Genomic DNA, 14,031 nt, shown 5'->3' with positions numbered 1-14,031 from the left:
CGGGCTGCTGACCTGCAAATCAAGTTTCTCGTTGTGAAGAATGCGCCAAGTTCCCCGTCATTGCGAGGAGCCTGCGACGCGGCAATCCAGCAACAGCGCTCGCAAAAAGCTTTGACGCCAGATGGACCACAGCCGCTGAATTGCCACGCTTCGCTCGCAAGGACGTGTGGCAATGCGGGTTGGCACTCGAGGTGTCCAACATGTCTGGAGCAGCGGGGGCGTCAGGTGCGCAGCGCTGCACACACCAGGCAGTCGTGCTTGCGCTGCATGCGAATGTCGGTCCAGGACAGTTCACGGCCGTCGAGCATCAGCAAACGTCCGGCCATGTGGCTGCCCATGCCGCTGAGGATTTTGAGGGCTTCGGCCGCTTGCACGCTGCCGATGATGCCCACCAACGGCGCAAACACCCCCATGGTGGCACAGCGCGTTTCTTCGGGCAGGTTATCTGGCGGAAAGATGCAGGCGTAACACGGGGCGTCGGCTTGCGTGCTGTCAAACACAGACACCTGGCCGTCCATGCGGATAGCCGCACCCGACACCAGCGGTTTGCGGTGTTGCACGCAGGCCAGGTTCACGGCGTGCCGGGTAGCAAAGTTGTCGCAACAATCGATGACCACATCAGCCTGAGGCACCAGCTCGGCCAGCAAGGCCGCGTCGGCGCGGCGCGTAACAGTGTGCACCTGCGGGTCGGGGTTGATCTGGGCAATGGCCGTGCGCACCGATTCGGCCTTGGGCTGGCCCACCCGGTCCAGGGTGTGGGCAATCTGGCGCTGCAAGTTGGTGGCGTCGACTTCGTCGTGGTCCACCACGGTGATGTGGCCCACACCGGCGCTGCCCAGGTAGAGGGCAACCGGTGAGCCCAGACCCCCTGCGCCAATGATCAGGGCGTGCGATGCCAGGAGCTTTTCCTGACCATCAATGCCCAGTTCATTGAGCAAAATATGCCGCGAATAGCGCAGCAACTGTGCGTCATTCATACGCGTCACCCATGGCGCTCAATTTTCTTTTTTCTCGACCTTGCGCTCGGCCAGCGTGGTGCTGGCTTTCACGGGTTGGCCTTTGAGCTTGTTCAGGGCCTGGGCCAGCTGGAAGTCCTTGTCGGAACCGAATTCGGGCAAACGCCGCTCGGCCACAGGTTTTTTGGATTCTTCTTCCAGTTTTTTCAGGGCGTCTTCGCGGGCTTTTTCGCGCTCAGGGTCTTTTTTCTCTTCTTCCTTACCGTTGGACAGGTGCTTTTGCAAGTCGGCTTCACGCGTGCGCAAGGCCGCAAAGACGTTGCCCTCGGCGGTCTCATCCAGCATGATTTCAGGCACGATGCCTTTGGCCTGGATGGCGCGGCCATTGGGGGTGTAGTAACGGGCTGTGGTGATCTTCAAAGCGGTGTCCGGGCCGAGCTGGCGCACGGTCTGCACCGAACCTTTGCCAAAGGTCTGGCTGCCCATGAGGGTGGCACGTTTGTAGTCTTGCAGGGCACCTGCGACGATTTCACTGGCCGAGGCTGAGCCTTCGTTGACCAATACCACCAAAGGTACTTTTTTCAGGGCGCCACCGGTGGCTTGGGTCAGCTTGCCAATGGGGTCATTGGACGCGTTACGGCGCCAGAACTGGGGGTTGGCCTTGTAGGTGAATTTGCTTTCTTCAAGTTGGCCGTTGGTGGTGACCACGGTCACGTTTTCGGGCAAAAAGGCGGCAGACAGTGCAACGGCAGCATCCAGCAGGCCACCGGGGTCGTTGCGCAAGTCCAGCACCAGGCCCTTGATTTTGGGGTCTTGTGCATAGAGTTCTTCCACTTTGCGGGCGAAGTCGTCCACGGTGCGCTCCTGGAACTGAGACACCCGCACCCAGGCGTAGCCCGGCTCGACCATCTTGGCCTTGACCGACTGTGTCTTGATCTCTTCACGGATGATGGTGACGGGGAAGGTGCGGCCTTCATCTTTGCGGAAGATGGTCAACACCACTTTGGTCTTGGGCTCGCCGCGCATGCGTTTGACGGCTTCATTGAGCGACAGGCCTTTGACCGGCGTGTCGTCGACTTTGGTGATCAGGTCGTTGGTTTTGAGGCCCGCACGATCGGCTGGAGAACCTTCGATGGGCGAGACGATTTTGATCAGGCCGTCTTCCTGGCTAATTTCAATGCCCACGCCGACAAACTTGCCCGAGGTGCCTTCCGCGAATTCCTTGAAAGTTTTCTTGTCGAAATACTGCGAGTGCGGATCCAGGCTGGCCACCATGCCGGTGATGGCTTCGGTGATCAGCTTTTTCTCGTCCACAGGCTCGACATAGTCGCTTTTGACCATGCCAAAAACGGCGGCGAGTTGTTGCAGTTCTTCCAGCGGCAAGGGGGCCATGTTGCCGCGTGCAACGGTTTGCAGCGACACAGTGGTCAAGGCGCCTGCCAGTGCGCCCACGCTGATCCAGCCCGCGATCTTCAGATGATGTTTCATGTACTCAGGGTTTCCCAATGACCAATGCGGCTCAATATACACCCGGCGCAGGCTGAAGGTGTCAGGTTTTGTGAATAACCGTTACCGAAACAGTCTCAACCCTGTGGGGCCGCCAGCACGAGAGGATTCATCCGAGGCATCCTCGCACAGCTAACGCCCAGCCCCCACCAAGACCCCTCTCAGGCCGATCAGGCCTTGCCCTGGCTGGCCACTGCGGCTGCAGCTGCGGCAGCGGCCTCGGCATCGCCCAAGTAGTAGTGGCGGATCGGCTTGAGGTTTTCATCCAGCTCATAGACCAGCGGGATGCCGTTGGGGATGTTCAAGTGCACGATGTCAGTCTCGGAGATGCCGTCCATGTACTTGACCAGGGCGCGGATCGAGTTGCCGTGCGCGGCGATCAGCACCCGCTTGCCAGATTTGATGCTGGGGGCAATGCTGTCGTTCCAGGCGGGCAGCACACGGGCCACCGTGTCTTTCAGGCACTCGGTCAGTGGTACCACATCGGGCCTGGGGTAGCGGCGGTCGCTGCGCTCGCAACGGGGGTCGGTCGCTTCCAGCGCGGGCGGCGGGGTGTCGTAGCTGCGGCGCCAGATCAGCACTTGCTCGTCGCCGTATTGCTTGGCCATGTCGGCCTTGTTCAGGCCTTGTAGGGCGCCGTAGTGCCGTTCGTTCAGGCGGTAGTCCTTGACCACGGGCAGCCAGGTGCGGTCCATCTCGTCCAGGGCGTACCACAGGGTGTGGATGGCGCGCTTGAGCACCGAGGTGTAGCACAGGTCAAAGTCCCAGCCTTCGGCTTTGAGCAGTTTGCCCGCCGACATGGCCTGGCTCACGCCGGTGGGGGTCAGGTCCACATCGGTCCAGCCGGTGAAGCGGTTTTCAAGGTTCCAGGTGGATTCGCCGTGGCGGATCAGGACAAGTTTGTACATATTGAAGTGGACAGCAGAGGCTGTAAGAAACAGAGGAAAAGGACATCATTTTAGAATTCAGACTTGGCGGCCTGCGATCAGGCCGATTTTTTTGACTGAAAAAGGTCTGATTCGTGAAATTTCTCCTCGATAACTGGATGTTGGTGGCCGTGGCTTTGGCGTCTGGCGTTGCTTTGCTTTTTCCTGTCTTGAGCGCGGGCCGTGGCCTGGGGCCCCAGGACATGGTTCAACTGATGAACCGCGAAAAAGCCATCGTCATTGACGTGTGCGAACCCGATGAATTTGCCCGGGGCCATGTGATCGGAGCCAAAAATCTGCCCCTGGGCCAACTTGAAGCCAAGCTGGGCCAGTTCGTGAAGAACAAATCGACCCCGGTGGTCATGGTGTGCCAAGTGGGCGCCCGCTCGGCTCGCGCGGCTGCCACCGCCCAAAAACTGGGTTACGAGAAGGCGCAATCGCTCGCCGGCGGCCTCAAGGCGTGGCAAGCGGCCAGCATGCCCATTGAAAAAGCCTGAAAGGAAGCCCCATGCAAGCCGTCAAGATGTACACCACCGCCGTTTGCCCCTACTGCATCCGCGCCAAGCAATTGCTCAAGGCCAAAGGTGTTGAGCAGATTGAAGAAATCCGTATCGACCTGGACCCCGCCCAACGCGACCACATGATGCAATCCACTGGCCGTCGCACCGTGCCGCAAATTTACGTGGGCGACACCCATGTGGGCGGCTGCGACGACCTGATGGCCCTGGACGCCAAAGGCGGCCTGGTGCCTTTGCTGCAGGCCTGAACCCCACCCGGGGGTTTTCACCGGCGCGTCACGCGCCAGTGCGGCGGTCTTCATCGCTGATAATCCCGCTGTTTCGTCCCCTGGGCAGATGCTTGGCGTCTAGCCTGTATTTTTTTCAAAGAGAACCCCATGACCGATACCGCTGTCACCCCCGAAGCCGACGTGCAACCCGTTTTTCAGATCCAACGTGTTTACCTGAAAGAGGCCTCACTGGAGCAACCCAATTCTCCCGCCATCCTGATCGAGCAGCAGCAACCCAGCGTGGACATCCAGTTGGGCGTGGAAGCCACCCCCGCTGCTGAAGGCGTGTTTGAAGTGTGCGTGACCGCCACAGTGCACACCAAGATTGCTGACAAGACCGTGTTTTTGGTCGAGTGCAAGCAAGGCGGCATCTTTGAAATCCGCAACTTGCCCGAAGACCAGATGGGCCCCATCATGGGCATCGCCTGCCCCCAGATCGTGTACCCCTACCTGCGCGCCAGCGTGGCGGACCTGATCACCCGTGCCGGTTTCCCGCCCGTGCACCTGGCCGAAATCAACTTCCAGGCCATGTACGAACAACAACAAGCCCAAGCTGCTGCCACGCAGCAGTGATGCCTGACTGGCTTTGCGTTTTTGATGCACATCACGGTCATTGGCGCAGGCGCCTGGGGCACGGCCATGGCCATGGCGGCTTGCCGCCATCCCGGCCAGCACGTCGTGCGCTTGCACGCCCGGGACGCGTCTCAGGCGGCTGCCATGCAGGCGCAGCGCCAAAACCTGCGCTATTTGCCGGGCGTTGAACTGCCTGAAAATTTGTCGATATTGACCGGTCCGGTCGATGACTTGTTGTCCGGGCAGCCCCAGGATTTGTGGGTGCTGGCCACCCCCATGTCGGGTCTGCGCGTCAACTTGGCGCGCTTGCGGCAGGTTCGGGCGCCCGTGGCTTGGCTGTGCAAGGGTTTTGAAGCCGGCACCGGCCTCATGCCCCACGAAGTGCAGGCCCAAGCGGCGCCCGGTTTGCAAGCAGGGGCACTGAGTGGCCCGAGCTTTGCGCTCGAAGTGGCGCGCCAGCAGCCGACCGCCCTGGTGGCCGCCAGCGCGCATGCGGCGGTGCGAGACGCCATGGTGAAGGCCTTTCATGGTCCGGCCCTGCGTGTGTATGCCAACGAGGACATGGTGGGCGTCGAAGTGGGCGGTGCGGTCAAGAACGTGCTGGCCATTGCCACCGGCCTGTGCGATGGCCTGAATTTGGGGTTGAACGCCCGAGCGGCGCTGATCACCCGGGGTTTGGCCGAAATGACCCGCCTGGGCTTGGCGCTGGGCGCCAAGGCTGAAACCTTCATGGGTTTGTCGGGCCTGGGCGATCTGGTGCTGACCGCCACGGGCGATCTGAGCCGCAACCGCAAAGTCGGTCTGTTGCTGGCACAAGGCCTGAGCCTGGCGCAAGCCGTGGATTCTCTGGGGCATGTGGCTGAAGGCGTCTACAGCGCCCGCACCGTCTGGCAACGCGCCCAAAGCCTGGGCGTAGACATGCCCATCACCGAAGCCGTCGTGGCATTGCTTGATGGCCGTTTGCAGGCCCGCGAGGCCGTACAGGTGCTGATGGGGCGCGGCCCCAGGGGTGAATCGGTATGAACCGAGGGCACACCGTGCGACAGCGCATACCGACAATCGGTGCGCCCATGGCATCCGTGATTCAAAAATCCACCCTGCGGCATCGCCTTTGGCGCCATGTCGACGGCTTTGATGGCCCTTTGGCGTTTGCCGTCTTCATGTTGGCTTGCGCGGGTTTGCTCATCATGTATTCGTCAGGGTTTGACCACGGCACCCGTTTTATGGACCACAGCCGCAACATGCTGCTGGCAGCGGTCATCATGTTTGTCGTCGCGCAGATCCCGCCTCAAAAACTCATGGCCTGGGCCGTTCCCGTGTACACCGTAGGGGTGATTTTGCTGGTGGCGGTGGCCATTTTCGGCATCACCAAAAAAGGGTCTCGGCGCTGGATCAATCTGGGGGTGGTGATCCAGCCCAGTGAAATTTTGAAGATTGCCTTGCCCTTGATGCTGGCCGCGTGGTTCCAAAAGCGCGAAGGCCAACTCAGGCCCTTTGACTTTGCCGTGGCCTTGCTGATTCTGGCCATCCCAGTCGGATTGATCATGAAGCAGCCTGACCTGGGCACCTCCTTGCTGGTCCTGGCAGCGGGATTGGCGGTGATTTTCTTTGCCGGACTCAAGTGGCGGTGGATAGTTCCCCCAGTTTTACTGGGCTTGATGGGCATTGCAGTGCTGATTGTCATGGAGCCCACCCTGTGCGCCCCCGATGTGGACTGGCGAGTTCTGCACGAATACCAGCGCCAGCGGGTGTGCACCTTGCTGGACCCGGCACGTGACCCGCTGGGCAAAGGCTTTCACATCATCCAGGGCATGATCGCCATTGGCTCGGGCGGCTTTTGGGGCAAGGGCTTCATGCAAGGCACGCAAACCCATCTGGAATTCATCCCCGAGCGCACTACCGACTTCATTTTTGCGGCTTATGGCGAAGAGTTCGGATTTGCCGGGGGCCTGTACCTGATCTTCTGGTACTTCTTTCTGGTGTATCGCGGTCTGATGATCGCCATGGACGCGCCCACGCTGTTCAGCCGCCTGCTGGCGGGCAGCATGACCATGATCTTTTTCACCTACGCCTTTGTGAACATGGGCATGGTCAGCGGCATCTTGCCGGTAGTGGGCGTGCCCCTGCCCTTCATCAGTTACGGGGGCACCGCCATGGTCACCCTGGGACTGGCGCTGGGCATATTGATGTCGATTGCCCGCTCCAAACAGCTGGTGCAAACATGAAACCTTCAACCTCTGTGGCGGTGGTGGGTGCCGGCAACATGGGCGGCGCCATGCTGGCCCGCTTGCGCGATTTGGCCTGGCAGGTGGCCGTGCACGACACCGATGCGCAGGCGCAAGCCCAAGCTGTGACCCTGGGGGCTGCGCCTTGCGGCTCGGCTGCGCAGGCTGCGCAGTCCCTAGCACCGCAAGGTGTTTTGCTGGTCGCGGTGGTCGATGCGGCGCAAACCGAGTCGGTGCTGTGGGGCAAGGCTGGCGCGGGTGCGCATTTGCAGCCTGGCCAGTGCGTGATGCTGTGCCCGACGCTCGGGCCGGCCACGGTGGCGGCTCAGGCCGAGCGATTGGCGCTGCAGGGCGTCGATTGCATGGACGCGCCCATGTCCGGTGGCCCTTTGCGCGCCCGTGAGGGCCGCATGAGCTTGATGGTGGCTTGTCCGGATGCCGTGTGGACGCGCCACCAGAACTTGCTGAACGCCTTGAGCGACCAGGTCTTTCGTGTAGGCACCCGGGCCGGTGACGGTGCACGCACCAAGCTGGTCAACAATTTGCTGGCGGCTGTGAATTTGGCCGGCGCTGCCGAGGCCATGGCCCTGGCCGAGCGGTTGGGTCTGGACCCTGCGGCCACGCTGTCTGTGATCGAGGCTTCGAGCGGGCAAAGCTGGATCGGCTCGGACCGCATGCGCCGTGCACTGGCTGGCGACCTGGCGCCCCGCGCCCATGTCAGTTTGTTGGCCAAAGACACGAGCCTGGCCCTGCAAGCCGCCGAAGACGTGGCCTTTGATCCCCCGTTGGGCCGGATCGCACGCGCGCTGTTTGCCCAAGCCCTCGAGCAAGGCTGGGCCGACCTGGACGATGCGGCTTTGCTGCAACTCATGCGCCAGCGCTGAGCGCTGGGCCATCGGCTGCGCTTTGGGGATGCCTGCAGGGTGACAACTTGTGAAACCGGAGAACGCCCATGAACCGACCCCGAGCCCGTGAATTGGGCCTGCCTTTTGCGGGCCAGACCGGCCCCTTCAACGCCATCACCGACGTGCCCGGGGTGACGGTGGGCTTCACCACCCTGACCGATCCCTCGCGCCGCATGCGCACAGGGGTCACGGCCATCGTGCCCCGGCAGGATGCGAACAACCCCATGCCCGTGTGGGCTGGCTTCCATGCGCTCAATGGCAATGGCGAGATGACCGGGGTTCACTGGATCAACGATGCGGGGTATTTTCTGGGGCCCGTGCTGATCACCAACACCCATGGGGTGGGGGCGTGCCACCAGGGGGCGGTGCAATGGATGTTGGGCCGTTACGCCGAGCATTTTCAGAACCACCACGCCTGGGCCATGCCAGTGGTGGCCGAAACCTACGACGGGGTGCTCAACGACATCAATGCCCTGCATGTGCAACCGGCGCATGCGGTGGCTGCGCTCGATGCCGCCACCAGCGGGCCGGTGGCCGAAGGCTCGGTGGGGGGCGGCAACGGCATGATCGCCTACGAATTCAAGGGCGGCACGGGCACATCTTCGCGCCAGATCCAGGTGGCAGGCCAGACCTACACCCTGGGTGCGCTGGTGCAGGCCAATTACGGCAGGCGTCACTGGCTGTCGGTGCTGGGGGTGCCCGTGGGGCAAGCCATGCCGGGCGGCTTTGCCAAGAAAGAAAGTGGCTCCATCATCGTCATATTGGCCACCGATGCGCCCCTGTCAGATGCGATCTTGCGTTCTCTGGCCAAGCGGGCAGGCCTGGGCATTGCACGCTCGGGCAGTCCGGGGGGCAATTCATCGGGCGATATTTTTCTGGCCTTTTCGGTGGCCGACCCCATGCCTCATCCTGAAAAAATGGGCGCTGTGATTAAACGCCACAGCCTGAACTGGGAGGTGCTGGACCCGCTGTATGAAGCCGCGGTGCAGGCCGTGGACGAGGCGGTCATCAACGCCCTGGTGCAGGGCGAAGATGTGCCCACCGTCAAACCGGCCGGCCATGTGGTGCCTGCGTTGGACACAGTCAAGCTGCTGGCGCTGATGCGCCAGCACGGCCGGATGTAGGCTTTCAGGGCGGCGGTCCTTTGATTTGCGAATCCGACTCGGACACGGTCGGTGCAGTCCTCGGCTCTCCAGTCCCGGCAAGGGTCTTGATCCCTGCCTACAATGGCTCCCATGATTTCACGCGAACCCACCATCGAACGTCTGGCCACGGCCCGCTCCCTCTTGCTGGAGCCTTTTGGCTTGGACGAAACCCACCTCAGCCGTGCTTTGGCCGCCATCAAGGCCCATGCTGTGGACGACGCCGACCTGTACTTTCAGTACACCCGCTCCGAAGGCTGGAGCCTGGAAGAGGGCATCGTCAAGACCGGCAGCTTCAGCATCGACCAAGGTGTGGGCGTGCGAGCCGTGTCGGGCGAGAAAACCGCCTTCGCCTACTCGGACGACATCTCCGAAGCCTCTTTGATGGATGCGGCCATGACGGTGCGCACCATCGCGCAGGCCACGCAAAACAAACGCATCAAGGTGCCGGCCCGCAAGGTCTCGGCCAGCCGCTCGCTTTACCCGTCGCTCGACCCGATGTCCACGCTGGACAGCACAGCCAAGGTGAATTTGCTCGGCCGTGTCGAAAAAATCGCCCGTGCCAAGGACCCCCGCGTGGTGCAGGTCATGGCCGGTCTGGCCACCGAATACGACGTGGTCATGGTGGCCCGCGCCGACGGCACCCTGGCCGCCGATGTGCGCCCCTTGATTCGCCTGTCGGTCACGGTGATTGCCGAGCAAAACGGCCGCCGCGAAGTGGGCAGCAGTGGTGGCGGCGGCCGCTTTGGCCTAGCCTACTTTGACGACGGCATGGTCGAGACCTATGTGCAAGAAGCCGTCTCGGCCGCGCTCATCAACCTTGAAGCCCGACCCGCGCCTGCGGGCGAAATGACGGTGGTGCTGGGCAATGGTTGGCCCGGCGTGCTGCTGCACGAAGCCGTGGGCCACGGTCTGGAGGGTGACTTCAACCGCAAGGGATCGAGCGCCTTCAGCGGCCGCATCGGCCAGCGCGTGGCGGCCAAAGGCGTCACCGTACTCGACGACGGCACCATCGCTGACCGCCGGGGCTCGCTGAACGTGGACGACGAAGGCCACGCCAGCCAAAAGAACGTGCTGATCGAAGACGGCATCTTGCGCGGCTACATCCAGGATTCGATGAACGCTCGCCTCATGGGCGTCAAACCCACAGGCAACGGCCGCCGCGAAAGCTACGCCCATGTGCCCATGCCGCGCATGACCAACACCTACATGCTGGGCGGCGACAAGAGCGCCGAAGAAATTGTGGCCAGCATCAAAAAGGGTCTGTACGCCACCAACTTCGCGGGCGGCCAGGTGGACATCACCAGCGGCAAGTTCGTGTTTTCGGCCAGCCAAGCCTACTGGGTGGAAAACGGCAAGATCCAGTATCCCGTCAAGGGTGCCACCCTGATCGGCAGCGGCCCCGAATCGCTCAAGAAGATCAGCATGATCGGCAACGACATGAAGCTCGACTCGGGTGTGGGCACCTGCGGCAAGGAAGGCCAGAGTGTGCCCGTGGGTGTGGGTCAGCCGACCTTACGCATTGACGGGCTCACGGTGGGTGGCACGGCTTGAAACAGGCCGAAGTGACCGCATGCATGGTCATGCATAGCCAAATGTCCGACGCTGAAGCCTAAACCTTCCGACGCTCACGCAAATAATTGACCGACGCACTTAATCTGTCGATGGCACAGCAAGCTTGGTGACTGATATGCATCAAGCTGACAAGCTGAACCATTGACAACACATGCCTTCCCCAGCAGCTGGTATCAATGGCCACTGGCACAAAATCAAAAAACTCTCATCTGAAAAGCTCGAATGGATCAGCCTTGATCCATTCAAAGACTTCACGACGACACACAGGAGCCAGCTTGCCAATATGGCATCACGCCCACATCGGTTCGCTCTTGCCTGACATCACCGCCATAAACAAGATATTGGCTTTTCACGCGCTCCGCCAGTAAGGCTCTGACGGTGCGCAGGTTTTTGAACAGCGGCGCGGCCACTGTTTGCGAAGCCTTGATCTCGACCAGCTCAATGCCATCTGCACGCTCCAACAACAGATCAATCTCCAGGCCATTGCTGTCACGGAAAAAATACAAAGGATCGCACAAGCCTTGGTGACTCAAGGACTTGAGCACTTCCAGCACCACCAGGTTTTCAAACAAGGCACCGCGCAAGGGGTGATGCTGCAGCTGTTCGACGGTCTTGATGCCCAGCAACCAGCATGCCAGCCCCACATCGTAAAAGTAAATTTTGGGGCTCTTGACCAGACGCTTGCCAATGTTGACGCTCCAGGGTGCCAATCTGAACACGAGAAAAGACGCTTGAAGAATACTCAACCATTGTGTGATGGTGTTGCTGCTGACCCCTACCTCGTTGCCCAGACTGGTCTGATTGAGCAACTGCCCCGTGCGCCCCGCCAGCAAACGCACACACTGCCCGAATTCGCGCAGATGCATGAGATTGATGAGCTGACGCACATCGCGCTCGAAATAGGTTGCAAAGTAATCCGACAGCATCACCTCGGTCGGCATGTCTTGCGCATGGATGCGGGGGTAACCGCCTTTCAGCATCCACCTGTTCACATCTGCACATTCGGACTCAAAAATGCCCGCCGCTGCCAATTCGGACAAACTCAAAGGCAACAGTTCCAGCACAGCCGTCCGCCCCGCCAGTGACTGCGTGATTTGCGCACCCACTTGCAGCTGGTGGCTAACTGTCAATACAAAACGACCTTTGCGCGGATCGGCATCGGTCAGCACCTGAATCCACGACAACAGTGCAGGTACGTTCTGAATTTCATCCAGCACGGCGCCATCCGAAAACTGCGCCAAAAACGCTTTGGGGTCCTGCTGCGCAAACTCCCGCACATCGGGCTGCTCCAGATTGACATAGGGCTTGTCCGGAAAAGCCATCCGGCACAAGGTGGTTTTACCCGACTGGCGCGGCCCCAGCACAGTCACCACAGGGTAGGGCGTGGCACGGTAAAGCAGTACGCTCAGTGCTTGTCGATCTATTTTTCATGCATTTTTTAACTTGAAGTTAATTTCTGCATGAATTCAGGCTTTTCAAGCGCTCTGGTCAATCACTCCACGGTCACACTCTTCGCTAAATTGCGCGGCTTGTCCACGTCCGTCCCGCGCGCACACGCCGTGTGATAGCTGAGCAACTGCAGGGGCACCACATGCAAGATGGGTGAAAGCACACCGTAGTGACCGGGCATGCGGATCACGTTCACGCCTTCGCTGCTTTCAATCTTCGTGTCGCCATCGGCCAGCACGTAGAGCACACCGCCGCGGGCGCGGACTTCCTGCATATTGCTTTTGAGCTTTTCGAGCAGCACGTCGTTGGGCGCCACCGTCACCACGGGCATGGCGCTGGTCACCAGGGCCAGCGGGCCGTGTTTGAGTTCACCCGCCGCGTAGGCTTCGGCATGGATGTAGGTGATTTCTTTGAGCTTGAGCGCGCCTTCCAAGGCGATCGGGTAGTGCGTGCCACGACCCAAGAACAAGGCGTTTTCTTTGCTGGCGAATTCTTCGGCCCACGCGATGACCTGCGGCTCCAGCGCCAGCACGGCTTGCAGCGCGGCGGGCAGGTGGCGCATGGCTTTGATGTGCATGGCCTCGTCCGCATCGCTCAAGCGGCCTTTGGTTTGCGCCAAGGCCAGTGTGAGCAAAAACAAACCGGCCAACTGCGTGGTGAAGGCCTTGGTGGAGGCCACACCGATCTCAGCCCCGGCGCGGGTCACATAGGCGTGTTTGCACTCGCGCACCATGGCGCTGGTGGACACGTTGCAGATGGTGAGCGTGTGCGTCATGCCCAGGCTTTGCGCGTGGCGCAGCGCGGCCAGGGTGTCGGCGGTCTCGCCGCTTTGGGTGATGGTGACGATGAGGGTGCCCGGGTTGGGCACCGATTCGCGGTAGCGGTATTCGCTGGCGATCTCGACCTGGCAAGGAACTTTGGCAATGGCCTCGATCCAGTACTTGGCCACGCAACCGCTGTAATAGCTGGTGCCGCACGCCAAGATCAACACGTTGTCAATCGCCTTGAAGGTGCTGTACGCGCCGTCGCCGAACAGCTCGGGCGTGATGCCCTCCACGCCTTCGAGCGTGTCGGCAATGGCACGCGGTTGCTCGAAGATTTCTTTTTGCATGTAGTGGCGGTAGGGGCCCAGCTCGGCCGCGCCGCTGTGCGCGTGCACGGTCTTCACCACGCGGGTCACGGCCTTGTGATCGCGGTCCACCACCCAGTATTTACCGAGCTGGATGTCGACCACATCGCCCTCTTCCAGGTACACGATCTGGTCGGTCACGCCCGCCAGCGCCATCGCATCGCTGGCCAAGAAGGTTTCGCCCTGGCCCACACCCAGAATCAGCGGCGAGCCTGCACGCGCACCGATCACGCGCTGCGGCTCGTCTTTGTGGAACACGGCAATGGCGTAGGCGCCGTGCAGTTGGCGAATGGCGGTTTTGACGGCTTCAAAGATGTCACCGTCGTACACGCTGTCCACCAGGTGGGCAATGACTTCGGTGTCGGTCTGGCTGGTGAAGACATAGCCCTTGGCCTGCAATGCGGCGCGCAGTTCTTCGTGGTTTTCGATGATGCCGTTGTGCACCAGCGCGACCTTGCCGGGCTTGGCATCCGCCGCGCCCGTGCCGTGGCTGAAGTGCGGGTGCGCGTTGTGCACGGCCGGTGCGCCGTGCGTAGCCCAGCGCGTGTGGGCAATGCCGGTGCCGCCTTCGATGTGGTCGGCGCTGACTTGGTCCATCAGCTCGGCCACGCGAGACGTGCTGCGGGCACGCTGTAAGCCGCCTGTGCCGCCGCTCAGACTGGCCGCGTGCACGGCCACGCCGCACGAGTCATAGCCGCGGTATTCCAGCCGCTGCAGGCCTTGGACAAGGATGGGAACGATGTTGCGGGAAGAAACGGCGCCGACGATGCCACACATAAAAGGGCTCCTAAAAAGGGGGAATGGCAGAGATAGTAGGCACGCCCTTTAAAAATATCAGATCAATTTTTAATTGATTAT

At 61.2% G+C, this 14,031-nt stretch carries 13 protein-coding genes; 8 read left to right on the top strand and 5 right to left on the bottom strand.

Annotated elements, in window-relative coordinates; genetic code table 11:
- Window positions 1-221 precede the first annotated feature (221 nt).
- The 3 genes from AMM33_RS11460 to gpmA form a co-directional block, all read right to left on the bottom strand.
- Entirely contained in the window at window positions 222-977 is a 756-nt protein-coding gene (locus AMM33_RS11460) for a HesA/MoeB/ThiF family protein (RefSeq protein WP_090141457.1), read from the bottom strand.
- An 18-nt stretch (window positions 978-995) separates the two neighbouring features.
- Window positions 996-2,444 carry a S41 family peptidase gene (locus AMM33_RS11455; protein WP_090141455.1) on the bottom strand — a complete coding sequence of 483 codons (1,449 nt, stop codon included), beginning with the start codon at window positions 2,442-2,444 and terminating at the stop codon, window positions 996-998.
- A gap of 188 nt (window positions 2,445-2,632) precedes the next feature.
- Complete coding sequence (gpmA, locus tag AMM33_RS11450; RefSeq protein ID WP_090141453.1) at window positions 2,633-3,370, bottom strand: 2,3-diphosphoglycerate-dependent phosphoglycerate mutase; 738 nt, start codon at window positions 3,368-3,370, stop codon at window positions 2,633-2,635.
- Between the two features lie 113 nt (window positions 3,371-3,483).
- On the opposite strand from gpmA, the gene AMM33_RS11445 reads away from it, so the two are divergent.
- From AMM33_RS11445 to tldD, 8 genes are all read left to right on the top strand, one after another.
- On the top strand, window positions 3,484-3,885 hold the full coding sequence (locus tag AMM33_RS11445) for a rhodanese-like domain-containing protein (protein WP_090141451.1): 402 nt from the start codon (window positions 3,484-3,486) through the stop codon (window positions 3,883-3,885).
- 11 nt (window positions 3,886-3,896) lie between these two features.
- A complete protein-coding gene (gene grxC / locus AMM33_RS11440; RefSeq protein ID WP_090141449.1) occupies window positions 3,897-4,154 on the top strand; it encodes a glutaredoxin 3 in 258 nt (85 codons plus the stop codon).
- A gap of 129 nt (window positions 4,155-4,283) precedes the next feature.
- The gene (gene secB, locus AMM33_RS11435) at window positions 4,284-4,748 is read left to right on the top strand and encodes a protein-export chaperone SecB (protein ID WP_053171203.1); all 465 of its coding nucleotides are present in this window, start codon (window positions 4,284-4,286) and stop codon (window positions 4,746-4,748) included.
- A 24-nt stretch (window positions 4,749-4,772) separates the two neighbouring features.
- A complete protein-coding gene (locus AMM33_RS11430) occupies window positions 4,773-5,771 on the top strand; it encodes an NAD(P)H-dependent glycerol-3-phosphate dehydrogenase (RefSeq protein WP_090141447.1) in 999 nt (332 codons plus the stop codon).
- Window positions 5,772-5,818: 47 nt separating this feature from the next.
- The gene (rodA, locus tag AMM33_RS11425) at window positions 5,819-6,973 is read left to right on the top strand and encodes a rod shape-determining protein RodA (RefSeq protein ID WP_090141521.1); all 1,155 of its coding nucleotides are present in this window, start codon (window positions 5,819-5,821) and stop codon (window positions 6,971-6,973) included.
- Window positions 6,970-7,857, top strand: coding sequence for an NAD(P)-dependent oxidoreductase (locus AMM33_RS11420; RefSeq protein ID WP_090141445.1), 888 nt, complete (start codon window positions 6,970-6,972; stop codon window positions 7,855-7,857). Before rodA ends, AMM33_RS11420 begins: the two co-directional genes overlap by 4 nt.
- Window positions 7,858-7,925: 68 nt before the next feature.
- Entirely contained in the window at window positions 7,926-9,002 is a 1,077-nt protein-coding gene (locus tag AMM33_RS11415; RefSeq protein ID WP_090141443.1) for a DmpA family aminopeptidase, read from the top strand.
- 111 nt (window positions 9,003-9,113) lie between these two features.
- Window positions 9,114-10,574, top strand: coding sequence for a metalloprotease TldD (gene tldD, locus AMM33_RS11410; RefSeq protein ID WP_090141441.1), 1,461 nt, complete (start codon window positions 9,114-9,116; stop codon window positions 10,572-10,574).
- Window positions 10,575-10,846: 272 nt separating this feature from the next.
- On the opposite strand, the gene AMM33_RS11405 is transcribed toward tldD, so the two are convergent.
- Window positions 10,847-11,968, bottom strand: a complete 1,122-nt coding sequence (locus AMM33_RS11405) for an ATP-binding protein (RefSeq protein WP_228768085.1) — start codon at window positions 11,966-11,968, stop codon at window positions 10,847-10,849.
- A 119-nt stretch (window positions 11,969-12,087) separates the two neighbouring features.
- Window positions 12,088-13,950 carry a glutamine--fructose-6-phosphate transaminase (isomerizing) gene (gene glmS / locus AMM33_RS11400; protein WP_090141437.1) on the bottom strand — a complete coding sequence of 621 codons (1,863 nt, stop codon included), beginning with the start codon at window positions 13,948-13,950 and terminating at the stop codon, window positions 12,088-12,090.
- Between the last annotated feature and the right edge of the window lie 81 nt (window positions 13,951-14,031).

Source organism: Limnohabitans sp. DM1 (assembly GCF_001269385.1).
Lineage (GTDB): Bacteria > Pseudomonadota > Gammaproteobacteria > Burkholderiales > Burkholderiaceae_C > Limnohabitans_A.
Note: the sequence above shows the minus strand (reverse complement) of the source record. Positions and strands in the feature narration are given on the sequence as shown.